The organism is Thioalkalivibrio thiocyanoxidans ARh2, assembly GCF_000385215.1.
GTDB lineage: Bacteria > Pseudomonadota > Gammaproteobacteria > Ectothiorhodospirales > Ectothiorhodospiraceae > Thioalkalivibrio > Thioalkalivibrio thiocyanoxidans.
In genome coordinates, this window is record NZ_ARQK01000058.1 from 79,902 (window position 1) to 103,735 (window position 23,834).

At 65.1% G+C, this 23,834-nt stretch carries 27 protein-coding genes; 14 read left to right on the top strand and 13 right to left on the bottom strand.

The window, feature by feature from the left end; all coding sequences use genetic code 11:
- Positions 1-7 precede the first annotated feature (7 nt).
- Positions 8-766, bottom strand: a complete 759-nt coding sequence (locus tag G372_RS0110915) for a hypothetical protein (RefSeq protein ID WP_026340369.1) — start codon at positions 764-766, stop codon at positions 8-10.
- A 406-nt stretch (positions 767-1,172) separates the two neighbouring features.
- Between G372_RS0110915 and G372_RS0110920 the strand changes: the two genes are divergently transcribed.
- The 3 genes from G372_RS0110920 (at position 1,173) to G372_RS0110930 (ending at position 3,837) form a co-directional block, all read left to right on the top strand.
- Positions 1,173-1,424, top strand: a complete 252-nt coding sequence (locus G372_RS0110920; RefSeq protein WP_019624134.1) for a hypothetical protein — start codon at positions 1,173-1,175, stop codon at positions 1,422-1,424.
- Between the two features lie 186 nt (positions 1,425-1,610).
- Positions 1,611-2,288: a DUF3047 domain-containing protein gene (locus G372_RS0110925; RefSeq protein WP_019624133.1), complete on the top strand. Its 678-nt coding sequence runs from the start codon at positions 1,611-1,613 to the stop codon at positions 2,286-2,288.
- A gap of 265 nt (positions 2,289-2,553) precedes the next feature.
- Positions 2,554-3,837: a putative bifunctional diguanylate cyclase/phosphodiesterase gene (locus G372_RS0110930; protein WP_019624132.1), complete on the top strand. Its 1,284-nt coding sequence runs from the start codon at positions 2,554-2,556 to the stop codon at positions 3,835-3,837.
- 21 nt (positions 3,838-3,858) lie between these two features.
- Here G372_RS0110930 and G372_RS0110935 read toward each other — a convergent pair whose 3' ends face one another.
- A complete protein-coding gene (locus G372_RS0110935; protein WP_019624131.1) occupies positions 3,859-4,254 on the bottom strand; it encodes a DUF4168 domain-containing protein in 396 nt (131 codons plus the stop codon).
- Between the two features lie 286 nt (positions 4,255-4,540).
- Positions 4,541-5,242 (bottom strand): DUF4197 domain-containing protein, encoded by a 702-nt coding sequence (locus tag G372_RS0110940; protein WP_019624130.1) that lies wholly within the window; start codon positions 5,240-5,242, stop codon positions 4,541-4,543.
- Between the two features lie 108 nt (positions 5,243-5,350).
- On the opposite strand from G372_RS0110940, the gene G372_RS0110945 reads away from it, so the two are divergent.
- The gene (locus G372_RS0110945; protein WP_019624129.1) at positions 5,351-6,544 is read left to right on the top strand and encodes a lecithin--cholesterol acyltransferase; all 1,194 of its coding nucleotides are present in this window, start codon (positions 5,351-5,353) and stop codon (positions 6,542-6,544) included.
- Here G372_RS0110945 and G372_RS14070 read toward each other — a convergent pair.
- Both G372_RS14070 and G372_RS0110955 read right to left on the bottom strand, forming a co-directional pair.
- Positions 6,458-7,156 carry a substrate-binding periplasmic protein gene (locus G372_RS14070; protein WP_026340368.1) on the bottom strand — a complete coding sequence of 233 codons (699 nt, stop codon included), beginning with the start codon at positions 7,154-7,156 and terminating at the stop codon, positions 6,458-6,460. The two genes, G372_RS0110945 and G372_RS14070, sit on opposite strands and share 87 nt — an antisense overlap.
- 104 nt (positions 7,157-7,260) lie before the next feature.
- Positions 7,261-8,784: an NAD(P)H-dependent oxidoreductase gene (locus G372_RS0110955; protein ID WP_019624127.1), complete on the bottom strand. Its 1,524-nt coding sequence runs from the start codon at positions 8,782-8,784 to the stop codon at positions 7,261-7,263.
- 113 nt (positions 8,785-8,897) lie between these two features.
- Between G372_RS0110955 and G372_RS0110960 the strand changes: the two genes are divergently transcribed.
- Positions 8,898-9,389, top strand: a complete 492-nt coding sequence (locus G372_RS0110960; RefSeq protein ID WP_019624126.1) for an SRPBCC family protein — start codon at positions 8,898-8,900, stop codon at positions 9,387-9,389.
- On the opposite strand, the gene G372_RS0110965 is transcribed toward G372_RS0110960, so the two are convergent.
- Complete coding sequence (locus tag G372_RS0110965) at positions 9,356-9,904, bottom strand: cyclin-dependent kinase inhibitor 3 family protein (RefSeq protein ID WP_020008865.1); 549 nt, start codon at positions 9,902-9,904, stop codon at positions 9,356-9,358. The two genes, G372_RS0110960 and G372_RS0110965, sit on opposite strands and share 34 nt — an antisense overlap.
- A gap of 102 nt (positions 9,905-10,006) precedes the next feature.
- On the opposite strand from G372_RS0110965, the gene G372_RS14385 reads away from it, so the two are divergent.
- The 4 genes from G372_RS14385 (at position 10,007) to G372_RS0110985 (ending at position 12,183) form a co-directional block, all read left to right on the top strand.
- Positions 10,007-10,150 (top strand): hypothetical protein, encoded by a 144-nt coding sequence (locus G372_RS14385; RefSeq protein WP_018863942.1) that lies wholly within the window; start codon positions 10,007-10,009, stop codon positions 10,148-10,150.
- Between the two features lie 35 nt (positions 10,151-10,185).
- The gene (locus G372_RS0110975; RefSeq protein WP_019624124.1) at positions 10,186-10,806 is read left to right on the top strand and encodes a phosphoribosyltransferase; all 621 of its coding nucleotides are present in this window, start codon (positions 10,186-10,188) and stop codon (positions 10,804-10,806) included.
- Between the two features lie 89 nt (positions 10,807-10,895).
- Positions 10,896-11,549, top strand: a complete 654-nt coding sequence (locus G372_RS0110980) for a phosphoribosyltransferase (RefSeq protein ID WP_019624123.1) — start codon at positions 10,896-10,898, stop codon at positions 11,547-11,549.
- Positions 11,536-12,183 carry a dienelactone hydrolase family protein gene (locus tag G372_RS0110985; RefSeq protein ID WP_026340367.1) on the top strand — a complete coding sequence of 216 codons (648 nt, stop codon included), beginning with the start codon at positions 11,536-11,538 and terminating at the stop codon, positions 12,181-12,183. The genes G372_RS0110980 and G372_RS0110985 overlap by 14 nt, the downstream gene beginning before the upstream one ends.
- A 36-nt stretch (positions 12,184-12,219) precedes the next feature.
- Here G372_RS0110985 and G372_RS0110990 read toward each other — a convergent pair whose 3' ends face one another.
- Positions 12,220-12,408 (bottom strand): hypothetical protein, encoded by a 189-nt coding sequence (locus G372_RS0110990; RefSeq protein WP_018863946.1) that lies wholly within the window; start codon positions 12,406-12,408, stop codon positions 12,220-12,222.
- A 49-nt stretch (positions 12,409-12,457) separates the two neighbouring features.
- A complete protein-coding gene (locus G372_RS0110995; RefSeq protein ID WP_026340366.1) occupies positions 12,458-14,515 on the bottom strand; it encodes a sodium-translocating pyrophosphatase in 2,058 nt (685 codons plus the stop codon).
- A gap of 496 nt (positions 14,516-15,011) precedes the next feature.
- Here G372_RS0110995 and G372_RS0111000 point away from each other — a divergent pair, with 496 nt between their 5' ends.
- From G372_RS0111000 to G372_RS0111020, 5 genes are all read left to right on the top strand, one after another.
- Positions 15,012-15,557 carry an HIT family protein gene (locus G372_RS0111000; RefSeq protein WP_019624120.1) on the top strand — a complete coding sequence of 182 codons (546 nt, stop codon included), beginning with the start codon at positions 15,012-15,014 and terminating at the stop codon, positions 15,555-15,557.
- Positions 15,558-15,679: 122 nt separating this feature from the next.
- Complete coding sequence (locus tag G372_RS0111005) at positions 15,680-16,348, top strand: c-type cytochrome (protein ID WP_026340365.1); 669 nt, start codon at positions 15,680-15,682, stop codon at positions 16,346-16,348.
- Between the two features lie 78 nt (positions 16,349-16,426).
- Positions 16,427-16,642, top strand: a complete 216-nt coding sequence (locus G372_RS14500; protein WP_244263200.1) for a hypothetical protein — start codon at positions 16,427-16,429, stop codon at positions 16,640-16,642.
- Between the two features lie 385 nt (positions 16,643-17,027).
- Entirely contained in the window at positions 17,028-17,810 is a 783-nt protein-coding gene (locus G372_RS0111015) for a hypothetical protein (RefSeq protein WP_019624117.1), read from the top strand.
- A 253-nt stretch (positions 17,811-18,063) separates the two neighbouring features.
- Positions 18,064-18,588: a DsrE family protein gene (locus G372_RS0111020; protein ID WP_019624116.1), complete on the top strand. Its 525-nt coding sequence runs from the start codon at positions 18,064-18,066 to the stop codon at positions 18,586-18,588.
- 197 nt (positions 18,589-18,785) lie between these two features.
- Here G372_RS0111020 and G372_RS0111025 read toward each other — a convergent pair whose 3' ends face one another.
- The 5 genes from G372_RS0111025 to G372_RS0111045 all read right to left on the bottom strand — a co-directional run bounded on the left by G372_RS0111025 (position 18,786) and on the right by G372_RS0111045 (position 23,824).
- Positions 18,786-19,700 (bottom strand): TSUP family transporter, encoded by a 915-nt coding sequence (locus G372_RS0111025; protein WP_019624115.1) that lies wholly within the window; start codon positions 19,698-19,700, stop codon positions 18,786-18,788.
- Positions 19,701-19,888: 188 nt separating this feature from the next.
- Positions 19,889-21,388: an SLC13 family permease gene (locus G372_RS0111030; RefSeq protein ID WP_019624114.1), complete on the bottom strand. Its 1,500-nt coding sequence runs from the start codon at positions 21,386-21,388 to the stop codon at positions 19,889-19,891.
- On the bottom strand, positions 21,372-21,941 hold the full coding sequence (locus G372_RS0111035; protein WP_019624113.1) for a CBS domain-containing protein: 570 nt from the start codon (positions 21,939-21,941) through the stop codon (positions 21,372-21,374). The genes G372_RS0111030 and G372_RS0111035 overlap by 17 nt, the downstream gene beginning before the upstream one ends.
- A 253-nt stretch (positions 21,942-22,194) precedes the next feature.
- Positions 22,195-22,980, bottom strand: coding sequence for a TorD/DmsD family molecular chaperone (locus tag G372_RS0111040; protein ID WP_019624112.1), 786 nt, complete (start codon positions 22,978-22,980; stop codon positions 22,195-22,197).
- A gap of 4 nt (positions 22,981-22,984) precedes the next feature.
- Positions 22,985-23,824, bottom strand: a complete 840-nt coding sequence (locus tag G372_RS0111045; RefSeq protein ID WP_019624111.1) for an ethylbenzene dehydrogenase-related protein — start codon at positions 23,822-23,824, stop codon at positions 22,985-22,987.
- Positions 23,825-23,834: the final 10 nt, after the last annotated feature.

The following is a 23,834-nucleotide window of genomic DNA, read 5'->3' on the forward strand; positions in this document are numbered from 1 at the left end:
GTCGCGCCTATTCTCCGGCCGGCCGCGCGGCCGCCCCGGTGAACTCCGGCCCCCGGACATCGTCGTCGGTCCAGCCACGATCCTGGTCACGACCGGTCACCCACCACTCGTGCACGAACAGGCGGATCGGCCCGAGCACGCGCTCCTCGAAGCGCGAAGGAAGCGTGTACGGGCCGACGTCCTCGTAATCCAGGAAGGTTGTGTCGACGTGCGCATTCCGGGTCGGTTCGAAGCCTGTTAGGGTGATGTGCACCCGGTAGAGCCGATCGGTTTCGGGGTGGATCCACATCACCACCTGATCTTCGTCCGCCTTGCCGAAGCCGGGCTGGATCGTCGCCAGCACACGACGATAGTCCACGCCATCCTCGCGGCGATCTTCCAGCCGCGTCATTGATATCGCGCGGTGCTTCACGAAGGTCGGTCCGTAGTGGAACAGCTTGCCGGCATCGGTGGTCATCGCAGTTGCGCGGATCCGATCCTCGTCATCGCTGCGCTCGCCGTTGTAGTACACGCGAATGTCGTCGCGCTGGCGGACTACCGTCTTGGTGCCCTCCGGACCCGTGTAATGAACCGCATAGAGCCCGTCCGCGGGGCGGTAGCGCTCCTCGCCCTGGCCGCGGTATCCACCATCCGCCACCAGTGGCTGAACCCGCTGCACCATCCGTCCCCACTCGCCATCAGTGGACTGGTTCAGGTCACCGTCGTACTCGCGAAGATCCCCTCCATGGGCTGCCATGGCCCGGGCAAAGAGCTCCTCCGCTGTCAGCCCGTCAGCAAACTGCTTGGCGGGATCCGGGTCCGGGAAGGGCGTTGCACAACCCGCCAGCAGCGCAAGCGATGCCGCCAGGAACCACGGCCCCCGGCAGCAGATCCCGAACACCCGGAAAATCCGGTTGCTGGACGTTTTCATGGTTCGGTCCTCGCGAATTCTGCATATCCTTTCTTATAGGGTGTCTGCATGGCGCATTCAACGCAGTCCGCATTGGCAATCCCTGGCGTGCACGAATTTGACGCGCCCCGGGGCAACATTCCTAACGTGGGTGTGTAGTGGTCAGGGAAGAAGCTGCACTTCCGAATCCACAGGGAAGGCAACAGGAGCACGCCCAATGCACCATTACGACAACGTCCCCACAGTGAACTGGGATGACGGACAGCACGCGATGTAGGCCAAGATGCAGGTCCTGAAAAAAGAACCCGTGGTACTCAATATGCCCGATGGCATGGACTGGACCGTCGACGACACCGCGTTCCATTGCCGCCAGGACGGCGAGGTGCTGATCGACTGCCAGGGCAGCGAACTGCTGCGCCACCTTGCCCGGCGGAACGACCTGCCCGGACTGGAGCAGGTCGCGGAAGCCTGCGCCGAATCCAAGTCCCGCGTGGACCTGCACCCCACCCGCCAACGCATCGTGGTTCACGAGTAATCCCCTTTCGCGCCCGAGGCCGTCGCCGCGCTTCGGGCGCTTCCACACCACCTGCTCGGACGGCCTCCATGCCTCCCTTGAACGTGTCAGCGTGCTGGACGGGCGGCCCCGCCCCCGCGCTCGGGCTTCCCGTCGGGTCAGCCGTCACCTATGCTTGAAGATTCATGAGGCAGGAAAGGGTGGGCCATGGCCATCAGCAACCCGTTCCGCTACCCGCCAACCGACAACCGGCTTCCACGGCTCCTGCTTGCCGTTATTCTCGCCTGCCCCCCTGGGCTTGCCCTTGCCTCGGAACCGCGATTCACCCCCACCGACATCCTGAATTGGGAGAAAGAGGTGTTCGAGGGCGAGACGCAGTACGAGCCCGTCGAGATCGACGGGCGCGAGGCGCTCCACGCGCGTTGCGACAACAGCGCGTCCGGGCTGTACCTGAAAAAGACGATCGACCTCGAACGCACCCCCATCCTCGAGTGGAGCTGGCGCGTGGACGAGACATTCAGTGGCATTGACGAGACCACACGTGCCGGTGACGACTACCCGGCGCGCGTATACGTCGTGAAGGATGGCGGCCTCCTGCGCTGGCGCACCCGCGCGATCAACTACGTGTGGGCCAGCGAGAAACCGGAAGGTGCCGACTGGCCGAATGCCTACGCGAGCCAGGCCCGCATGCTCGCCGTGCGTTCCGGCGCGCCCGACGAAACCGGGCAATGGGTCACCGAGCGGCGCAATGTGCGCGAGGATTTCCGGCAGTTGCACGACCGCGAGATCGACACCATCGATGCCGTCGCGATCATGACCGACTGCGACGACACCGAACGCACCATCGAGGCCTGGTACGGCAAGATTCGCTTCCTCCCGGAATAGCCTCGCCCGCGATGGCGCCGGTCCAGCAGATCGCCCGCATCCTGCAGACTCCGCGCCCCTGCCACGCCCATGTTCACAGCTCGGGACAGCACGTGATTTACATCTGCACCCGGCACAGGGACGCATGGCTCGCACTTGCTGTGGGCTGTACTAGACTCCAGACAACTCCGAGCGCGACATTATTTCAGAACCTCTGACTTCCTGAAGCCGCCGTGGCGGGCACCGCCCCATGGATGGGCCGGCGGCAACCAGCAAGGAGCTCCCGATGTCCAGGTCCGACTCGGCACCTCTCCAGGCAAACGGGTCCTGGTATTCCGAATACCTGGCGCGCACCACGCTCCGCTCCTGGGTCGGGATGTCCTTTGTCTCCGCGACGCTCATTATTGTCGGGGGCCTCCTGCTTTCCTGGCTGATCCCCTACCTGGCGGGCGGTGCCGACCGCATCGTGCCGCACCTCTACTACGTGCCGATCCTGTTTGCCGCCGCGCGCTTTGGCCCAGGCGCCGCCCTGATCGTGGCGCTGGTAGCCGGTGTGCTGGCCGGCCCCCTGACCTACGTGGATGTCGCAACGGCCACCGCCCAGGAGACCGAACGCTGGCTGACGCGCACGGCATTCTTCGTTGGGATCGGGCAATTGATGGCCTGGCTGGTCATTCCCGCGCTGCGCCCGGTCACCGAGGAGCTGCGGCGCATGCGCCAGGAGTTCGACATTCGGCGAGGTCTGAAGCACAACGAGTTCTTTCTGCGCTACCAGCCGATCTACTCGATCCGCCAGCGCCGTTTTGTCGGAGTCGAGGCACTGATCCGCTGGCAACACCCGGTACACGGGGAGCTCACCCCGGCGGACTTCCTCGACGTGGCTGAGGATTCTTCTCTGATACACGATATCGGGGAGTTGGTAGTCGCCGAGGCCTGTCGACAGACCGAAGAGTGGAAGAACCACGCTCAGGCGCAGGGCCGCGAGCCCTGGTATACCGCGATCAATCTCTCCGCCCGGGACCTGATCCGCCCCGAACTCGCATACGATGTCGCTCGCGCGCTCAAGCGACACCACTTGCCGCCCGACCTCCTGACCATCGAACTCACCGAGACCGTGCTCGTGCTCGAGGACGCCAAACCCGCCCTCGCGGCCCTGAAGCATCTGGGAGTGCATCTCGCCATCGACGACTTCGGCACCGGGTATTCATCCCTCGCCTACCTCAACCGGTTTCCGATCGACACGCTCAAGCTCGACCGTCAGCTTGTTTCCAACCTTGGCCACGATCCCTCGGCCGCTGATCTCGCGCGAGGCATCGCACTGCTGGCCGGCTCACTTGGCCTGACGACCGTGGCCGAGGGCATCGAGACACGGCACCAGATCGAACTGAGCCGGGAACTCGGGTTCGACCGCATCCAGGGGTTTTACTTCGCCCGACCCCTGCAAGCGGACGAGGTCCCATCCCTGCTGCTGCTCGAGGCGGTTGACCCTGATAACCCCCCGACGCCGCGCAGCAGCCCTCACACAATGAACCCCAGCGGGCAAAGCCTCCGCCGGGGTCCTGGGAGATAGCAGGCGTAGTGCTTGTGCAGGTTACGAACCCTTCGCAATCTCGGCGAATTGCTCCCCGAGATCGCTGTCGTTGTCGATCAGGTAGGCAATATCCTGGTATTCCTCGACCGTCAGGTCCTCATCCTCAATCGCTGCCACCATTTCGTCGTTGGCTTCGTCACGCAGTTCCTGGGCGTCCTCGCCCTCCGCCTCCGCGATGTCGTCCGCGTATTCAGCGCGGATGTCCTGAGCGGCATGCGCCGCAGCCAGGAAGCTCTCCAGATCGCTTTCACTGACATCGTCGGCGAACATTTCGGGATCATCCGTCCATTCCTGCTCGAACACCGTCGGGTCCTCTGCGGCCGCCGTGCTCGCACCGCCCAGGGCAAGGCCCAGGGCCAGCGCGATCGAATATGCGGTACCGGTCTTGTGTCCCATCGTGCGCCTCCTGCTGCTTCAGATCGGTTGGCTTTTGATGGCCCGTCGCGATTGCTCGGGCCTTGGTCCAAAGCAAAGCAGGCTCCGTGCCAAAACGACCTGATCTCGGAAACTCGCGCCAGCAGGCGCTTTCAGCCTTAGGGCACCGCGAGCAAGTTGAACACCATCACACTTGCAGATGCGTCATTTCGACACATGCATCGCCTCGACCCGTGTCGCCACGACCCAGACACGAGGCGCTTTCGATACCGGTCTCATGGCGTCACAAACGCCGGTCATGCACGTGTCATGAGCCGAAATAGTCCCGCAGGAGTTGCGTCGTACGTGCAGCCGGGTCCTCGCGGATGCGGCGTTCCTCGTCCGCCAGGATGGTAAACAGGCCATCCAGCGCGTGATCCGTCACATAGCGGTCGAGATCCACATCCAGATCGGCCAGGCCGGGGATACGGCTGGCTGCATCGCGCAGCGGCTGGTACACCCGGTACACCCCGGCACCTTCCATGTGCTCGCGCACCACGGGCGCATAGCGCTCGCGCAGATCCGACTCGGACGCACCGCGCAGGTACTGGGTCGCGGCATCGTCATCACCGCGCAGAACCGCGTGAACGTCGGACGGGTGCATGTCGCGAATCGCATTCACGAACACCGGAGTCGCCTCGCGTGCGGCGGCCTCTGCGGCCCGGTTCATGCGCCGTTCGAGATCATCGACCTGGTTGCCCAGTCCGGCGCTGCGCAGCACATCCCCTGCCTGCCGCAACTCCTGCGGCAGACCGATCCGTATGGCCTGGTTGCCCCAATAGCCGTCCTCCCGCCCCGTGCGTTCCACGGTTCGTTCGGTGCCGACTCGAAGGGCCTCGCGGATCGCCTCTTCCGCCCGGTCTCCTCCACTCCCCTCGCCATTCAAGCCGAAGTCGCGGACATCCAGGCCTGCGCAGGCCGAGAGGAGAAACGGCAGGCACAGCAACAACAAGAGCGGCGAATGACGCATGCGGAAGCTCCGGGAAAAGGGTACGGACATGATACACCTCGCCCCACGCACACTCCGTGGCCGGTCCACCACATCCGGCACCGGGCGGCCCTTGCGATCCGCGCGCGCATGCCCAATCGTTACAATATGACCCGCCAATCGCGCCGCCGAACACGCTCCCGCAAGCGGCTGTACGCAGCCGCTCTGGTGATCGGCTTGCCGGTACTCGCGTTCCTCGCCTGGGTCACCTGGACCGAACAGCATCCGGAACAGGAGCGCGAACTGCGCCTGGAGGTCCAGGACCGCCTGCACGAATGGTTTCCGGAGATCATGGCGCTGCCCGATGACCTCCGCGGCTTTGTTCCGCGATCCTCGGTCTTCGATGATGACGTCCACCCCGAGGTCGTCATGCTGCACGGCCTCGACGAGCCCGGGGATATCTGGGACACGCTTGCACCTGCCCTCGACACGGCCGGCATCAATGGCTGGGAGTTTCGGTATCCTAACGATCAGGCGATTGATCGAAGTGCCGACCTCCTGGCCGAATACTGGGAAACGCTGGATACCGACCAGCCGATCATTCTGGTCGGGCACAGCATGGGCGGCCTGGTGATCCGCGACTTTGTCACCCGCTGGAGACACCCGGTCGACGAAGCTCCACGTGTCGAAGGACCGCCCATTGCGGGCGTGATCCTGGTCGCCACACCCAACCAGGGCTCTGACTGGGCGCGCCTGCGGGTCTGGCTCGAGGTCCGCGAATGGCTCGCCGACATACGTGAGCAGCGCTTTTCGCTTTTCGCCGGGCTGCGCGACGGCACGGGAGCGGCCAAGATCGATCTGCGGCCCGACAGCGAATTTCTGGCGGATCTGAATCGGCGCCCCTGGCCGGAGGGTATCCTGGTACAGATCATCGGCGGCCTCGTGCCGGAACCGACACCGGCGATGGAGGCCAGCCTGCAGGCCCTGAGCGAGCAGTTCGGCATCGAAGACCTGCCCGAACGCATCGAAGACTGGTGGGAAGACACCAGCGAAGGCCTGGGCGACGGGGTCGTGCCGATCGAGTCCCTGTCACTGGAGGGCCACCCCGAACCCCTGATCCTGGAGGCCTCGCACCGCGGTCTCCTGGTTCCCGGTCCGCTGACGGAATACCCCCCGGCGATCGAACCGATCCTGCATATCCTGTTCGACTGGCGGGGCGAAGAACCGCCAGTCGCACCCGTCTTCCCTGAGCGGACGTCAGATGCCCAGCTCCCGCAGGACCTGGTCGATCCGCGGCACCAGATGCACATGCGGCGAGTCCTTGCGCACCAGAAGATGCATTGATGTCACATCCAGCACGTTCGACGAGGCCACCAGTCGCTCCAGCGAATCCGCCTCGTGGGGATAGGCCCGCTTCAGTTCCCGGATGGTGTGCTCGGTCACCTCGCTCATGTTGATCAGCACGTCGCCTTCGCCGGCCGCCAGACGCCGCAGGGTTTCCGAAAGCGTACCTTCGCGCTGCACGTCCAGGCCCTCCAGGTTGGCCTTGCCCCAGCCGTTGCCGGCGTAGTCCAGCACGCGGTAACCGGCAAAGTCCTCCAGGCGTTCCTTGGCCAGCAATTCATCGCGCTCGGGATGATCCTCACGCACGAAGGCCACCCATTCCGGCTCGGCCAGCGCAACTTCGCTCGCGACCAGGTATTCCTCGCGCTCCGGCGTCATGGTGGTGATGATCGCGTCGGCCTTGCCCTCCTTCACCAGGCGCTGCGCCTCTTCCCATTCGTGGGGCTCGTGGCGCAGCGGAACCCATAGATGGGCAAAGGCCTCCTGCATCAACTGGACATAGTGCCCGACGAAGCGCCCGTCGCGGTCAATCCAGCCATACGGCGCCTCATCCCGATCGCCTGCGATATAAAACGCCTCACGGTCTTCCGCCAGGGCCGGCGTCGCCAACATGCCCAGCAGAACGAAACTCGACATCAGCCTTCCAAACATCTTCCGTCCCTCCCCAGCACGAACACCCGTCTCCGCATCGGCCATGGCGCCGGCCTTCTGCTCAATCAACCCGCCGCGAGATTCACCAGCGGCACCAGGCCAAACCACAGCACATAGGCTAGCGATACCGCCATCAGTCCGTCGATGCGTCCGTCGGGCGCACCGCGCTGCCGCTCGCGCCACAGGAGCCACATCAGCCACGCCGCATGCGGAACCACGAAATAGGCAATGCCTTCATAGGCCCCCTGAGCCCAACCGGTCAGGTGGAATGTCGTTCCCGCAACCGCCGCCAGAACGGTGAACCCCATCGCCACACCGAGGGCACCACCATTCCCCAGCCGCACCGCCAGGGTACGTTTGGCCACGGCCGCGTCCGCCTCGCGATCGGGAATACCGGAAAGCGTAATCGACGGGATGATCGCCAGAAACAGCGGCAGACTCAGCCACCAGGGCAGGGGGTCCGTCCAGTCACCGCCCAGGAATACATAGCCACACAGCAGCACACCCAGGCTGTGGGTCAGCGCGACATCCACCTCCCCAAGCCCGCGGTAGCTGAGCTTCAGAGGCGGCGCCGTGTAGCCGATCGCGAGCACCGCCAGCACGCCGGCCACCCACAGCATGGGACCGGCATCGCCGGGCGCCACCGCGAGCAGCGCGGCAAACGCCGCCGCGAAGCCCCCCAGCGCCACCACCGTACCGGTATTGATCTCGCGCAGGGACAGCCGACCCTCCACCAGCACCCGCGAGCCGCCGGTAAACGGACTGTAGAACCGGTTCTGGCGATCGGAGCTGTAATCCACTCGCTCATTGACCAGGACCGTCGCCACCTCGAGCAGGAACAGGCACAGATAGCCAAGCCAGAACACCGGGTTGCGCAGTACACCGTCGTCCGGGGCCGCTGCCAGGGCCCCTGCGGTGTAGGCGACGAAGGTCATCGGATAGAACTGCAGACGCAGCGCCTGCAGCCAGCCCCCCAGCTTGAAGCCGGCCCGTTCGCGCAGACTCTCGCGCCCATGCTGCAGGCGCAGCCCTTCCTCGCGTGCGCGTTCGAGCCATACCTCGCGCTTTCGGTCGTCGGCCTCGCGCACCGAACCCAGCATCAACGACCGCACCGGGCGGATGCCGCAAAAACCCAGGGTCGCCCGCGCCATCGCGTTGATCCCCGGCTGGCGATACAGCAGCCGATGGATCAGTACCGGGGTATCCATCGTGGTGATCAGTTGTGCGGAGCGGCCCTGCAGCAGCCCCTCGTATCCGGTGCCGCCCTCACAACTGCGAAAGGCGAACTCGGGCGTCATCACCCGATCGAGAAAACCCTTGAGCAGCGCCGGCATGGTGCCCCACCAGGTGGGAAAGACGAATACGAGGTGATCGGCCCAGGCGACCAGTTCGCGCGCCGCGTCCAGGTCGTGTTCCAGCGCCTGCTGATTCGGCGAAGGCGTGTGGACATGCGGATCGAAGTCGAGATTCACCAGCTCCAGGGAGCGCACTTCCGCCCCGGCGGACCGGGCCCCGTCACGGTAGGCCTCGGCCAGCGCGCCGCACAGGCTGTCGGTACGCGGGTGACCCAGGATCACGAGCACCTTCATCCACCGTCGCTCCCGTAAAGGGTGACGCGGCCGCTACATCCCGGAGCGGGGGTGTGATGCACACCGGGTTGCCTCCCTGCATACTCGAAGTCCTCCGAACCGCGTCGCTGAACATGCCCACGATCGAACACCAGGCCCACATCCGCGCGGCCCGAGCCGATGTATTCGCCCTGATCACGCGCGTCGAGGATTTCGTCCATTACAGCGAGGCCATCGAAACGATAACGCGCGTCGGGGAGGCCCGCTACCGATGGGTCGTCCGCATCGCCGGCATACCGCTGAATTTCGATGTCGAGATCACAGAATCGGACCCACCGGAGCGCTTTTCCTGGCAATCGCTGGCCGGCGTGCAGAATCATGGCACCTACCACCTGACACCCGTGAAAGACGGCACGACGATCCACCTGCGTCTAGAGTACGAGCTCGACAATCCTGTGCTTGAAGAGACCGTCCGCCAGGCGGCCAAACCGCTGATCCAGACCCTGAGCCGGGAGATCATCGGCAACGTGGAGGCGGAGCTGCAGAAGGCGCCGGGAGAAGGCGCAGACCGCGAGGCTCCGGACCCGGATGCTCAGGCGCCGTTTACGGACAGGCCCAACAAGTAGCGCTGCTGGTCCGGGCTCTCGATCGCGCCGGGGCGCGCCTTGCGCACCGTTGCGATGGCCTCCTCCGGGGCGAGGCCCCGTTCGATCAGCGTCAAGGCCGCAATCGTCCCCGCACGGCCAAACCCGCCACCGCAGTGAAACATCACCCCTTCGCCCGCACGCAGCCGCCGGTGCACCTCGGGGCGGACTTCGCGCCATCGCGACTCCCATGGGCGATCCGGTGCCGCCATGTCACCGATCGGCAGGGGCAGCCACGCCAGCCCCGCCGCACGCACGGCCTCGCCCAGCTCGGGCACACCGAGCGCGTCCAGTTCATGCCCCTGGTTCAGCGTGACCACGGCCGTCGCCCCCCAGCCCCGGATCGCGGCCAGATCCGCCGCCAGGTCCCGCTGACCACCGGGCGTACCCGGCTCGCACTTGCCGGGGCAAAGCGTCATCCCGATGGCTCCGCCCTCGGGCAGGCGCACCGTGCCGATCTCCAGGGGGCAGGCCGGAATGTCGTTATTCTGCGTCATCAAGCCTCTCCCCATCGACGGGCGCGACGCCCCATCGTTCCGATCCCGGGTCCACAAAGGCCCGGTCTGCGAACCAACGGCGCATCCCCCAATCCTACCGGTATGGACATCCCGCTACTCATCCTCGGCCTGCTGCTGGTCGCCAGCCTGGCCGCATTCTTCACCGGCGTACTGCCCTATCCCATCGGATGGATCATCCTGACCATCGCGTTCATCGCACGCTTGCTCTTTCTGGCCGGCCGATAACATCCTTGATGAAGCAGCGATGGAGAGCGCCAGCGATGTCTGAAGCCCGCAAGATGCCGGTACAGCTGATCAGTGTGGACGAGGTGGTCGACGCCTCAGACACCCTTGCCCGCCAGATTTTGGACAGCGACTTCCGGCCCGACACGATCGTCGCCATTGCCCGTGGCGGCTTCATGCCGGCGCGATTCCTGTGCGACTTCCTGCAGGTGCACAAGCTGCTGAGCGTCAAAGTGGAGCACTACACCTCCGGCGCGCGCGAGAAACAGTCCGCGGCCGTGACGGTTCCCCTGAGTGGCGAGGTCCGCGGTGAGCGTGTGCTGGTGGTGGACGATGTCAACGACAGCGGCGATACCCTGGCCGCGGCACGCCCGCATCTGGAGACCTTGTCGCCCGAGGCGGTGCGTACCGCCGTTCTGCACGAAAAGACCACGACCACCTGTCCGGCGGACTTCCGCAGCCATACCGTTCGCGAATGGCGCTGGCTGCTCTACCCCTGGGCGGTCGTCGAGGACGTCGGCCAGTTCATCCAGCAGATGGACCCGTGCCCCCATCACCGTGCGGACCTGATCGAACGCCTGCGCCTGGATTACAGCCTGGAGCTGCACCCCGGCGAGCTCGACCGCGTGATCCGCTACCACAATCTCGAGATCCGCTAACTCAGATTTTGCCCAGCCCTTCGGTGTTTTCCGCTCCATACGGGCCTACACTCCAGGTCAGTTCAACTGCGTATCGCTCGGAGAGCCCCATGCGTTTCCAGGACCGCACCGACGCCGGCCGACGACTCGCGCAAGCGCTGGACCGCTTCCGTGGCCAGCCCGGCGTGGTGTATGCCCTGCCGCGCGGCGGCGTCCCGCTCGGGGCCGTGGTCGCACGTCACCTGGATATGCCGCTGGATTTGCTGATCCCCCGCAAGATCGGCCACCCGTTTCACCCCGAATACGCGATCTGCGCGGTCCCGGAACAGGGCGAGCGCGTTTGCAACCCCCGCGAGGAAGAACGCGTCGACCCCGAATGGCTGGAACAGGCCGAGGCACGCGAACGCGCCGAGGCCCGTCGGCGGCGCGACTTGTACTGCACCACGCCCGCCCCGGACGTCGCCGGCAAACTGGCCATCATCGTCGATGACGGCATTGCCACCGGCCTGACCATGCGCGCCGCCATCCGCGACGCCCGTCAACGCCGCCCCAGCCAGATCATCGTCGCGATCCCCGTGGCCCCGGCCGAAACGGCGGAACTGCTCGAGGCCGAGGTCGACCAGGTGGTGACCCTGGACAGCCCGGTGTACTACCTGGGTTCGGTCGGGTCCTACTACGAATCATTCGAGCAGACCTCCGACGACGAGGTGATCCACCTGCTGGCGAGCGCCCATCATTCGCACAAACCCGATGTCTCGCGCTGAACAACAGGATGTGACCCTCGCCCTGGACGGGCACCCCCATCAGGGGATACTCGGCCTGCCCGAAGCACCCGCCGGTCTGGTCGTGTTCGCACATGGAAGCGGCAGCAGCCGCCTCAGCCCGCGCAACCACCAGGTGGCCCACGTGCTGCAGGCAGCCGGTCTCGCTACGCTGATGTTCGACCTCCTGACCGAGATGGAAGATCGCACCTACGAGAACCGGTTCGACATCCCGCTGCTGGCCCGGCGGCTCGTACAGGCCTGCGAATGGGCCGCTTCGCAACCCCGACTCGCAGGGCTCCCGATGGGCCTGTTTGGCGCCAGCACCGGGGCGGCGGCCGCATTACAGGCGGCAGCGGCGGCCCCCGATACCATCCGCGCCGTCGTCTCCCGCGGCGGCCGCCCGGATCTGGCGGGCGAGGCCCTGCCCCGGGTCGAATCGCCTACCCTGCTAATTGTCGGGGGCAACGACACCATGGTGATCCAGCTCAACCGCGAAGCGCAGGCCCGCATGCGTGCCACCTGCAAGCTCGCTATCGTGCCGGGCGCCACTCACCTGTTCGATGAACCGGGCACCCTGGAGCAGGCGGCCGATCTGGCAACGGACTGGTTTACGCGCTGGCTATGCTCGGCATAGTGCTCGCACGGGCCATGCCCCGTGTTATCCGCCCCGTTAGCGCGGCTTGCAGGCCAGGCCGAACTCGAAGGTGTGAATCTTGAAGCCCTCGGGGAACGCGGCCTTCAGTCGGCGCTCGAATTCGGCGTAGATCTCGGCCTTGTGCTGCTGGACGTCCCAGTCGCGGCTGTCGCAATCAACCCCCTCGACCTCCAGCTCCATGTTCAGCTCCAGATCCGGGGCCATTTGCAGTCGGATTGTCGGCATGTCGGTTCTCCTTCCGTTTCGCTGGGCCCTAAAGGACGGGCACCAGCAGCAGCGCCATGATGTTGATGACCTTGATCAGCGGGTTGATCGCGGGGCCCGAGGTGTCCTTGTACGGGTCGCCCACCGTGTCGCCGGTGACGGCCGCGTGATGGGCCTCGGAGCCCTTCCCGCCGTGGTGTCCGTCTTCAATGTACTTCTTCGCGTTATCCCACGCCCCGCCACCGGCGGTCTGGGAGATCGCCACGAACAGGCCGGTCACGATCGTCCCGATCAGCAGGCCGCCCAGCGCCTCGGTGCCGAGGAACACGCCGACCAGCACCGGCACCAGCACCGGCAGCAACGAGGGCAGGATCATCTCGCGGATCGCCGAGCCGGTGAGCATGTCCACGGCTCGGGTGTAGTCCGGCTTGGTGGTGCCCTCCATGATCCCGCTGATCTCGCGGAACTGGCGCCGCACCTCGTTCACGATGCCCGAGGCCGCGCGTCCGACCGATTCCATTGTCATCGCGGCGAACAGGAATGGGACCAGGCCCCCGATAAACAGCCCGACAATCACGTTCGGATTGCTCAGTTCGAAGTTGTGGGTGGCATCGGAGTGACGCATCAGCTCGTGGGTGTAGTCGGCGAACAGCACCAGGGCCGCGAGCCCGGCCGAGCCGATCGCATAACCCTTGGTGACCGCCTTGGTCGTATTGCCCACCGCGTCCAGGGCATCGGTGGTGTCGCGCACCTCGGAGGGCAGATCGGCCATCTCCGCGATGCCGCCGGCGTTGTCCGTGATCGGCCCGTAGGCGTCCATGGCCACGATGATCCCGGTCATCGACAGCATCGTGGTCGCGCCGATGGCAATGCCGTACAGGCCGCCGAAGGCATAGGCGACCAGAATCGCCGCACAGACCGCCAGCACTGGCGCGGCGGTCGCCTTCATCGACAGCGCCAGGCCGGCGATGATGTTGGTCGCGTGCCCGGTGGTCGAGGCCTGTGCCAGATGGCGGACCGGGCGGAACACCGTGGAGGTGTAATAGTCCGTGGCGACCATGATCACCCCGGTCAGCACCAGGCCCACCAGCGCCGCGCCATACAGACGCAGGGCCGCGCCACTCTCGATGCCCATGCTGGTGGCCAGCGCGTTGTCCGGCACCAGCACCAGCGTAATCGGCAGGAAGGCCACCGCGGCAAGCCCGCCGGACACCATCAGGCCCTTGTAGAGCCCCTTGATGATCTCCGAGCCATCGCGCGCCTTGACCGCGAAGGTGCCCACGATGGAGGCGAGGATCGCCCCGCCCCCCAGCACCAGCGGATACACCGAGGCCATCAGCCCCAGCTCGGGGATCAGCAAAGTACCCAGGATCATCGTCGCGATGATGGTCACCGCGTAGGTCTCGAACAGGTCCGCGGCCATGCCGGCACAGTCCCCGACGTTGTCGCCCACGTTGTCGGCGATCACGGCCGGGTTGCGGGGGTCATCCTCGGGGATGCCCGCCTCGACCTTGCCCACCAGGTCCGCCCCGACATCCGCGCCCTTGGTGAAGATGCCACCGCCGACACGCGCGAAAATCGAGATCAGCGAGCCGCCCAGTGCCAGCCCCACCAGCGGCGAAAGCCCGACCTCGCCACCCTCGGGTGTGAGCCACCAGAGCACGGCAAAATAGCCTGCCACCCCCAGCAGCCCGAGCCCGACCACCAGCAGGCCGGTCACCGCGCCCCCGCGGAAGGCCACGTCCATCGCCGCTTCCAGCCCCGACTTGGCCGCCGCCGCGGTTCGCACGTTGGCCCGCACCGCCACATGCATGCCAATAAACCCCGCCGCACCCGAAAGCACTGCACCGATCAGAAACCCGATCGCGGAGCCCACGCCGATCACCAGCCAAAGCCCGACGAACAGCACCACCCCGACCACCGCAATGGTCGTGTACTGCCGCTTCATGTAGGCCGATGCACCTTCCTGCACAGCACGGGCAATGCGCTGCATCTCCTGGCTCCCCTCTGACTTCGAGAGCACCCAGCGGATGGAAAACAGACCATAGGCCAGCGCGGCAACACCGCACAGCAGCGCAAACACAAGGCCATAAAATGGCATGGACATGGACTCCCCCTTCGATACGTCGTGACACAAAACATCCGGGGCGTCGGGCACCCGCGGCGGCCGGCAGGCAGGCAGGCTGTCGACGCGACGCGGCCGCCCGGCGCGAATCCGGGCATCCGGTTTGTGCTTCAGGCGCGCATCGGCGCGACCATCGAGGCGCGCGGCCACCGCGGACGCGGGGCGTACAGCCTCGATCAACGTATCGGGGGATGGTGGGTCTGGCCGCAAAACGGCTCGAAGGAAGGACCGCAAAAACCCCTTGCAATGATGGGGAACTTACGTGTTGACCCGCGGGGCGTCAAGCGCGACTTGCGACACCACAAGCGAAGGGGTGGTCGAATCTTGCTGGCGTTCGCCCGGCAGCGCCCACGCACGCCCACGAGATCGGGCGTACGGTCACACGAACTTCACCCGCCACTGCCCCACGAAGGATTGAAGATCCAGTAGAATTGCCGGTTTAGGTTCCGCAACCAATCGATCACCACCAGGCATTTCGATGACCCGTGCCACAGCCAGCAAGGATTGTTACTTCTGCCGCGTCGCGGCCGGACTGGCCGATCCCCTCATCTACGAAAACCGTTCGTTCGTCGCCCTGTTCGACACCAACCCGGTCAATCCGGGGCATGCCCTCGTGATCCCGCGGCGGCACGTGGTTTCCCTGTTCGAGCTCGACGAAACCGAGCACGCCGACTACTTCGACGCCATTCATGGCGTGCGGCGGGTGATCGAAACGACCGACCGTGGCAGCCTGTACCGCAAGATGCTGCAGCGCGAGGATCTGCGCGAACGCCCCAAGGACCACATCGAAGCCGTACTGGAACTCCCCTTCCTGAACAGTCCGCCGGACGCCTATACCATTGGCAACAACGACGGCCGGGCCGCGGGACGAAGCATCGACCATCTGCACGTGATCCTGCTGCCCCGCTATCAGGGGGACGTCGAGGATCCGCGAGGCGGCATCCGCAACGTCATCCCGGACCGCGCGAAATACCACAGGCCCCCGCACGCTCGCACTGGCGCCGACCGCGTGGAATCACAATAAATTCACCGGCGTACTGGCGAGACCTGCCGCACATCCCTCGGGCCTTCAGCACTCCAGCTTCCTCGCACAGCGGCCCCATCCCGCTACAATGGGAGGTATCCCTTCCGCAAGCGGGGCTCTCGATGACTGCAGCACGCACGCCCAGCCAGGCCGCTTTACGGTTGCTGATCCTGATTGCCCCGCTATGGCTCGCAGGTGGAGCGGCCAGCGCCGAGGAAGACCCCGGTGCACGCATTGCGCAAGAGGGCAATGACCGCGGTGCGACCGCCTGTATCCAGTGTCATGGCGAACAGGGCCAGGGCCAGTCGCAGCCCCCATTCCCGCGCCTGGCGGGACTGCCGGAGCAATACCTGATCGAACAGATGGAGGCCTACCGCGAAGGCCTGCGTCCGAACGCCACCATGGCGCAGATCGCGCAGAATCTGGACGACGACGAGATCGAAGCAATCAGCCGCTATTACGCCGAAATGAAACCGGCGGGCGGCCCGCACGACGTGCCGGACGATCTGGTCAACAGAGGGCGCGAGATCGCCCTTGAGGGGCTGCCAGAACGCAACATCCAGTCCTGCGCCTCCTGTCATGGCGACGAAGGGCGCGAGCGCAATCCCAGCCTGCCGCCGCTGGCCGGCCATCCCCCCCGCTATCTCATGGCACAACTCCAGGCCTATGCCCACGGCGCCCGCGAAACCTCGCTCGCCGGACTGATGGAGGGCATTGCCAGCGAGCTGGAAGAAGAAGAAATGGCGGCCCTGGCGGCCTACTACGCCTCCCTGCCCGCGCACCCGGACTGAAAGCCGGTAGCCAGCGGGCAGACCCCGGCGCGCTGCAGGACCCGCCCAATTCGCCCGGGCCACAGGACGAACGGTCGCATGGCCCGAGGGCCTGTGACACGAGAGCCCGAGCAGGTAACCGCCTGGTGTATCGATGACGCCCAGCGCCCTTTGCCCGGGCGTGCGGAGCTCGTGCGCCATCACCGCAAGTATGCCGAGGGCGACCTGCGCTGGCACAGTTTCTATTTTCGCGGGCCCGATGGGCGCCACAACCTCAAGGCGCAGAACCTGGCCGTTTCACCTGCATCGCGGTGACAACTCGCGCTGGTTTCGTCACGCGGTCAGAGACGATTTCCTGGTAGAGGAAACACGCCGCGCCGAGCAGCGAACCGACCTGGCACCGGCACAGACGCGTCAAATGATCACCGAACTGGCACAAGCCCGCTACACCCTGCCGGAAGAAGTCGGCGGGGGCAGCCGACGCAATCGCGCCACCAATCACGTCGGGCACGGGGGCGTCAGGTTTCTTTCCAGAAAGGCGCTCGGGATCCGGGAGTACGGCCAACGAATTCGCGCAAGTGGCTGTTTATTTTTGGTGCCCCTTGGTTGGCCCGGGCTTCACTTGACTCGTGTCGTCGGGCGTTGGCGGCGGCTGTCTGAGCAGACGAAGGCTCGCCCAGTCGACGCAAGGGAGCTATTGATGAAACGAATCCACAATCGCACCGGCTTTCTCGTCTTCCTTACCGGTATTGCGCTCGCCGCCTCCGGCTGCGACCAGCCAGATGAAGCCGATGCGGCCAATGCCGCGGCTCCGGTCGATGCAGAGGAAACCCGCAGTCTCGGTCCGCCCAACCCTTATCTGAAGAACCTGCCCGAACTCGAGCAGACGCGCTTCGATGAATCCGCGCAGTGGCAGCAGGAACTGCGGCAACTGCAGGCGACCGACTGGGAGCAGGCCGAAGCGTTCCGCGGGCACGTCGCTGAAAGAGAACGACAATGGGACGAGAAGATCTCCGAGTATGTCTTCACGAACCTGGTGGGACAAACCATCCCCTTGGTGCCGATGGAAGGCAGGCCATACAACGTTGACGATCTCAGGATCGAAGGAAGAAGGCCCATGCCGTTCAATCACCTGATCCTGACCGGCACTGCCACACTGACGGAGGACTTGATCGAACCGGATCGCGACGACCCTGCCCCTCCCGCCTTCACCCTGAGAGGACCGCCGATCATCGGTGCGGGGGATTTCCTGGATCATCGAGGCCAGGCGCTTACCCTGTTCGTCCAGGCAGCGGACCTGGATGGCAACAAGATCCCCGGGATCAAGGCACGGCTGACATCGACCGGGACTGCACAGCGCGAAGAGCTCGTCACAGGCAAGACGTTCGAACTGCAGATGAGCGTTGACCGGAGCGACGTCGCCCGACTGCACAGCTTCGGCCAGTTTGTGGAAATCACGCGAGCAGAATTCGACGCCAGGTAGACGCCCGCCCACAACACGGCGCCAACATCATGGGCACCCAGTTCCTCGACGCCTCGTAGATGGGTGCTGCACCTCCTCCCGCGCCGCGAATCCATTCGTGCCCTCTTTCTTTCTTTCTTTCTTTCTTTCTTGCTTGCTTGCTTGCTTGCTTGCAGCCGCTGGTAGCCCCTCTGGACATCGGATAGAGTACACGCGCCCGCTACAGGGGAATTGCGGGCGAATATGACAAGAAAACCATCAAAGGAGACCATCCATGAAACACCCGAATCTGCTCGAATGCAGACGCTTGCACGCCGTCCGACCGGGTCTGGGCGCCGCGATTTTGCTGGCGATGCTGGCCTGGGCCGCACCGTCCCACGCGTTCGACCCGGAGGCGAAGGTTGTCTACCACGTGGACTACGGGGACCCTCAGCGACTCTCGTCCATGCTGACCAGCATCAACAACATGATGACCTATTACCAGGATGCATTCATGGATGTCGACGTACGCGTCGTGTTCATGGCCGACGGCATCCGCTTCACCACCGATAACGATCTCGAAGGCACCCCATTCGAAGTGGATACGGAATTCCGGGAGGCACGCGGCGACCTGCGGACCCGCATGTCCGGGCTGCAGCAGACGCACGGTATCCAGTACGAGCTCTGCGACATCACCCGGAGCCAGGTCCGGCTGGATGCCGATCAGGTCCACGACAACGTGGAGCGAGTCCCGTCTGGCGTGGTCCGGCTTGCCGAACTACAAAACGAACAGGGGTTTGCCTACATCAAGATCGACTGACTCAAGGACATACCCGAAACACCGTCAGGGGCGTCAGGGGGACGTCCTTGACGGGTTTCCTCGACGCCCTGCAGATATTTCGTTGTACCGACGCTGCAGATACACTAGGCAAACACCTCTTGTACCGCATCTCCAACGCAGGCTGCGCCCGCCGGCGCCGGGCCTCTTCGCCGCCACACATGCGCTACCGCGGCCACCTAGTCCATTGCGGTCGCCAGTGCCGACAGGTAATAGATCGCCAGCATCAGAATCACGACACCCAGCAGCACTGCCAGTGCCTCGCGAGGAACATAGCGCTGCAGCCGCGCGCCGACATACATGCCCAGGGCGCCTCCGATGCCGAACAGCACACCCAGCTCCCAGTCCGGCCGCGCAGCGACGCCCGGTGGCGCGGGCAACAGGCTGTACATCAAGACGCCCGCAATCGACGTGATGAACGTGGCCGCCAGCGCCGCGCCTGCCACCGTGTAGACCGGCAAGCGGAAGATGGCTACGCAAAACGGTGCAATGAGTGCACCGCCCCCGATGCCATAGATCCCACCGATGATGCCGACGACGAATGCGAGCAACGCCATCGCCGGGAGGCTGAACGAGTGTGTGTCTGCCCCGAAGGTGAAGGTAACCCTGAAGGGGTCGACCGTCCGGGTGCGTGCAACGAACCCCGCCTCCATCCCCGACGCGCCCCGGCGGGCCGTTCCCCGCCAGGGCGCGAAGTCGGCCAGCAAGCGCAGGGCGAGATACATGAGCACCATACCGATGAAGACCTTGAACAGCGCCGGCTCGTACAGGTGATAGACCCGAACGTAATAGCCGACGCCAACACCGGGCAGGGTTCCCGCGACGATCACCCAGTTCAGCGACCACAGCATTCGCCCTTCGCGGAAAAAGCGGTAGACGCCCGAGGGTATGGCAACAAGATTGAAGACCAGGTTGGTCGCGCTCACCGATGGAGCCGTGTAGTTCAGTACACTCATCTGAAACGGCAACAGCAGGAATGCCCCGGAGACACCCACCATCGCCGTCACCAGCGAGATCAGAAACGCGATCAGCGGTGGCAGCCACAGGCTGGTTTCCACGCCCGATCGTGCAAACTCGTACTGGAGGAATTCCAAGGCAATCCCCCTCGACCTGACACAGGTTCAGCGAGGGGAGACGAACCCCTGCCGGCGCCAGGTCACGTTCGTCGCGATCCTCTGCCATCATGCCCAGGCGGCATCCACCACAGCCGCCGGCTCCGCCCCCCTCAGCCACCCGCTACCGCTCGTTCATCACGGCCCCGACACTGCCGGACTTCAGGCGCTCAGCCAGCAAGGATGGGCATACCCAGCAGCGGCCAGATCACCAGCACCGAGAAGCCAATCACAACCGTAAGCACAATGCTGGCGGGAACACCGGTACGGAAGAACTCCCAGGTGGAGAACTGACCGGACTGGTAGGCGATGGCATTGGGCGCCGCACCCACCAGAAACAGGAAAGGCATGCCGGTGGCCACCAGCGCCACGAACAGCACGACATGCGGACTCACTCCCATATAGCCGGCCATGACCAGCGCAACCGGCAGCACAATGGCAATGGCGGCGACATTCATGATGACGTTGGTCATCACCACGAAGAACAGGCCCAGCCCCAGGACGAACAGCAGCCAGTGGGCCCCCTCGAACATCCCGAGCCAGGTAATCGCCAGCCATTCGGCGGCCCCGGTCTGCCACAGGCAGAATCCGATGCTCATCGCACCGCCAAACAGCAGGATGATGTTCCAGGGGATCTCCTCGAGTTCCTTCAGCGTGAGCACGCCCAGCGCGAAGAACAACAGCGTCGTGACCAGCAGGATCGCCGGGCGGGACACGGGCTCCAGCGCCGGGACCATGGCCTGCAACGCCAGCACCAGAACGGCGCCCACCACGATCAGGATCGTGAGCCACTCGTCCCGCTTCATCGCGCCGAGTTCCCGGTAGCGGCGCTCGGCCACCTCCGTCAGCCCCTCGATGCGCTTTTTCTCCGGGGGGAAGAAGATCAGCATCATCCACCATATGAGTACCGTCATCAGCAGCCCCACCGGCGCCAGATAATAAGTGACCTCGAAAAAGCCGACGTCGATATCGGCCACGTCCCGCGCAAAGGAGATCCCCACGATCCCGCGCGCCGACCCCAGCAACGTGATGATCGAACCGGCCCCTGCCGCGAAGGCCATGCCGATGAACAGTCCCTTGCCGAATCGTGTCGGGCGGTCGCCCGCGTCGTACAACGAATAGATCGCCAGCAGCACCGGGAAGATGGTCGCCGCCACCGCGGTGTGGGCCATGACCAGGGTGAGCGCGACCGTCACCAGGAACGTGCCCAGATAGATGGTGCTGGTGCGTTCCCCCACCAGCATCAGCATGCGATAGGCCAGCCGCTGGGTGAGCCCCGACTTGGTGAACGCGATGCCGATCACCAGCGAGGCGAAAATGAACCACACGGCCGGATCCATGAAATTCCCGAATGCCACCTCGGGCGGGCGAATCAGGAACAGGGCCTGGAAGACACCGATGGCAATCGCGGTGACACCGATCGGTATGGGGGTAAACACCCACCAGATGGCCGCCAGCAGGAACAGGCCCAGTGCGGCCTTGCCGGCATCGCTCAGCGGGAATTCCTCGCCGGCCGGGTCGACCGCCGGGGCCGGGGCGTCCATGAACCAGAAGAGGAAGAATACCGCCAGTCCGGCGGCCAGGATCGACCAGCGCCGCCAGTCCAGCGTGTTCGGTGCTGCGCTGTCTCCCGGGTCGTCTTTCGACTCCGATCTAGGCTCCTCGCTCATGGACTTCTCCCAGTACGTGCTTGACTACCAGGTCGAAGATATCGGCCAGCCGCAACGCCCCGACCACCTTGTCGTCCTTGACGACCGGAAGCACGAAGGCACCGCACGCGACCATTTCCTCGAGCCCGTGCGCCAGCATGTCGTCGCGGGAGAGCACTTTCCTCACTGGTTCCGCCAGGTCGCCCGCGGTGCGCGAAGCCAGATCGAGCCTGGTCTCCAGCCGGTCCGCCAGCAACCGCTCCCAGAAGACCTGCATGGCCACGTTCTCGCCGGAATCGGCCCGACCCCAGTACCCCTGGGCGGCACCACGGGCTTCCCGCTTGAGCAGCGAGGGCTCGATCGCCTTGAGCAGTGTGTGGATCGACAGGATCCCTTCCAGGCCGCCATCCTCCTTCAGGACCAGAAGGTGGCGGAAATAGGGAGTCCCGTCCTTGCAGGGCTGGTGCCCCAGGGCCGTGAGTGCATCTTGTATGGTCGCGGAGGAAGGCAGGTGTGGATAAAGTTCGAGGGGAATCATGAACTCCCCGATCAGGAGTCGGTTCGGATCGGCCATCCCCTGCCCCCTTTAAGTAAGGCGTTCGCGCCGAATACCGAGCGGTCGGCGCTCCGTCTCTCAACTCAACACACTGTGTTGAACAATAGACCGTAGACAAGCATGCAGCCAGCAGAGGGGCAACGGGCCAAGGATGGCCCGGCAATTGTTGGCGGTCAGTACGTGGCGTGGTGCCTCACACTGACCGCAACCTGGCGTGCAGTCCCTGTCGTGCCCCCAGGCCCCCTGTTGCCTTGACCCGTATGGTGCATGCTCAGTGCTGAGCGCCCTCCCGGTGCTCGAAGTGAACCGGCTGCTCGGCAGGTACCCTGGCGCTTCCGCCCGCACCGTGCGGACAGATGAACTCGTCGGCCTGGAGGGGGTCTTCGAGCGGGCGCTTGAAGGGCGTTGGGTCAACGCCCAGCCGGGCGCACTCGTCGGCGAGTCCCTCGTCCAGCCATGCCGCGGTCTCCGGATAGGGGGAGGCGGCATTCTGCTCCCGCAGCCGCGGCAGCAAGACGCCCTGCCATCCCCCCAGATGGTCCGTCAGGAATCGGGCCACAGCCTTATGGGTAACCTCCGCGTGTCCGCCCCACCCCTCGGAAATGGCGTAGGCCTCCTTGACCAGCAGGATCCCGTAGAACCCCAGCTGAACGGCCAGGTGATCGGGTCGCTCGGCGTCCTCATCCGACGTGTCGAGGCCAAAGGCCTGGTAGAAGCCGCTGATATCCGCCAGCAGCGGACCCGGCCCGGCCAGTTGGGTACTGCCGGCATAGGTGGCCGCGTGGAGAGAACAGGGCGTGCGGCCCATGAACAAGCGCGTGTATTCCGCCCTGAGGGTTTCGTCGTCAAGCGCCGCCCAGGCCTCCAGCACCGCGGACCCCGACGGGAGCACGGCGAGGGTTTGGGGACAAACGGCCGCTTCCAGGGCCTGGTGGATCCTCGCGCCGTCCCCGAGTCCGGGATAGGCGAAGCAGGTGCCCAGGATCCGAAAACGGTAGGCCCGGGCGAGGAGATCGGAGATCTGCAGCTCCGGTGACTGGGTTTGCGCGGTGCTCATGGGCTTACTCCTCGACTTTGAGGTCGATCCAGCCGGACCAGGACTTGCGGCCACCCACTTCCCGGTTGCCCCCGTCCCAGACGGCAAAAGCGGCCTGGGTTTCGGTTCCCCGAGAGAGGTCGGGATCGCCCGGCATTATCTGATTGGCGGGACGCGTGATGGCCACGCGCCAGGTCCCGTCCTCCCAGACACCCCAGCCGTCGGCATGTTGCATCGGCTTGACAGTGAGGCTGCTCCACCCCTCCGCCATCTGCTCCAGCACGGGGCTTTCGAATGGGCGGGCCACCGGGTTGTCCACCCCCATGGCCCCGGCAAAGGCCCGGGCGTCGGTGACCCTCAGGACCTCGTCCGGATAAACGTCGACCAGGGCATAGGGATAGAGATCCCGAATGTCCGGCTCTCCATCGACCAGATCGCGCTGAAAAGCGGCCCGCCACTGGAGGATGTTCACCTTGCCCCCGGGGTTCCCCATCATCGGACTGGCGGGCCCCTCCACGGGGAACTGGACCGCCACCTGATCGCCGAACGCGTCCGTCACAAACCAGTCGTCACGGGTGTCGTCGTCCCATTCGATCAGGATCCCGACCCAGTTCCCGTTGTTGACAGCCCGGACCGTCAGCTCGGTCACCGCAATGTCCGCGTGATGGGGCCGCGTGACCTGCTGGGGATTCAGGCTCACGGTCACGGCTGGCGCCTGATCCCACACCTCCGACTCCGGATCATTGAAGGGCCCGGTGGCATCCACCGGGACGGCGCGCAGCGTATCGGCCGCGGCCACGGGTGCCGCGGCCATGCCCACCACCAGGGCGGCGGCAAGGCTGCAGTGAAATGCGGTCTTGTTCATGACGGGCCCT

Bases quoted from the DNA above. Each gene is read 5' to 3' on its own strand.
- G372_RS0110920 (WP_019624134.1), top strand. From the start codon at position 1,173: ATGCAGGTCCTGAAAAAAGAACCCGTGGTACTCAATATGCCCGATGGC.
- G372_RS0110925 (WP_019624133.1), top strand. From the start codon at position 1,611: ATGGCCATCAGCAACCCGTTCCGCTACCCGCCAACCGACAACCGGCTT.
- G372_RS0110930 (WP_019624132.1), top strand. From the start codon at position 2,554: ATGTCCAGGTCCGACTCGGCACCTCTCCAGGCAAACGGGTCCTGGTAT.
- G372_RS0110935 (WP_019624131.1), bottom strand. From the start codon at position 4,254: ATGGGACACAAGACCGGTACCGCATATTCGATCGCGCTGGCCCTGGGC.
- G372_RS0110940 (WP_019624130.1), bottom strand. From the start codon at position 5,242: ATGCGTCATTCGCCGCTCTTGTTGTTGCTGTGCCTGCCGTTTCTCCTC.
- G372_RS0110945 (WP_019624129.1), top strand. From the start codon at position 5,351: ATGCCCAATCGTTACAATATGACCCGCCAATCGCGCCGCCGAACACGC.
- G372_RS14070 (WP_026340368.1), bottom strand. From the start codon at position 7,156: ATGTTGGCGACGCCGGCCCTGGCGGAAGACCGTGAGGCGTTTTATATC.
- G372_RS0110955 (WP_019624127.1), bottom strand. From the start codon at position 8,784: ATGAAGGTGCTCGTGATCCTGGGTCACCCGCGTACCGACAGCCTGTGC.
- G372_RS0110960 (WP_019624126.1), top strand. From the start codon at position 8,898: ATGCCCACGATCGAACACCAGGCCCACATCCGCGCGGCCCGAGCCGAT.
- G372_RS0110965 (WP_020008865.1), bottom strand. From the start codon at position 9,904: ATGACGCAGAATAACGACATTCCGGCCTGCCCCCTGGAGATCGGCACG.
- G372_RS14385 (WP_018863942.1), top strand. From the start codon at position 10,007: ATGGACATCCCGCTACTCATCCTCGGCCTGCTGCTGGTCGCCAGCCTG.
- G372_RS0110975 (WP_019624124.1), top strand. From the start codon at position 10,186: ATGTCTGAAGCCCGCAAGATGCCGGTACAGCTGATCAGTGTGGACGAG.
- G372_RS0110980 (WP_019624123.1), top strand. From the start codon at position 10,896: ATGCGTTTCCAGGACCGCACCGACGCCGGCCGACGACTCGCGCAAGCG.
- G372_RS0110985 (WP_026340367.1), top strand. From the start codon at position 11,536: ATGTCTCGCGCTGAACAACAGGATGTGACCCTCGCCCTGGACGGGCAC.
- G372_RS0110990 (WP_018863946.1), bottom strand. From the start codon at position 12,408: ATGGCCCCGGATCTGGAGCTGAACATGGAGCTGGAGGTCGAGGGGGTT.
- G372_RS0110995 (WP_026340366.1), bottom strand. From the start codon at position 14,515: ATGTCCATGCCATTTTATGGCCTTGTGTTTGCGCTGCTGTGCGGTGTT.
- G372_RS0111000 (WP_019624120.1), top strand. From the start codon at position 15,012: ATGACCCGTGCCACAGCCAGCAAGGATTGTTACTTCTGCCGCGTCGCG.
- G372_RS0111005 (WP_026340365.1), top strand. From the start codon at position 15,680: ATGACTGCAGCACGCACGCCCAGCCAGGCCGCTTTACGGTTGCTGATC.
- G372_RS14500 (WP_244263200.1), top strand. From the start codon at position 16,427: ATGGCCCGAGGGCCTGTGACACGAGAGCCCGAGCAGGTAACCGCCTGG.
- G372_RS0111015 (WP_019624117.1), top strand. From the start codon at position 17,028: ATGAAACGAATCCACAATCGCACCGGCTTTCTCGTCTTCCTTACCGGT.
- G372_RS0111020 (WP_019624116.1), top strand. From the start codon at position 18,064: ATGAAACACCCGAATCTGCTCGAATGCAGACGCTTGCACGCCGTCCGA.
- G372_RS0111030 (WP_019624114.1), bottom strand. From the start codon at position 21,388: ATGAGCGAGGAGCCTAGATCGGAGTCGAAAGACGACCCGGGAGACAGC.
- G372_RS0111035 (WP_019624113.1), bottom strand. From the start codon at position 21,941: ATGGCCGATCCGAACCGACTCCTGATCGGGGAGTTCATGATTCCCCTC.
- G372_RS0111040 (WP_019624112.1), bottom strand. From the start codon at position 22,980: ATGAGCACCGCGCAAACCCAGTCACCGGAGCTGCAGATCTCCGATCTC.
- G372_RS0111045 (WP_019624111.1), bottom strand. From the start codon at position 23,824: ATGAACAAGACCGCATTTCACTGCAGCCTTGCCGCCGCCCTGGTGGTG.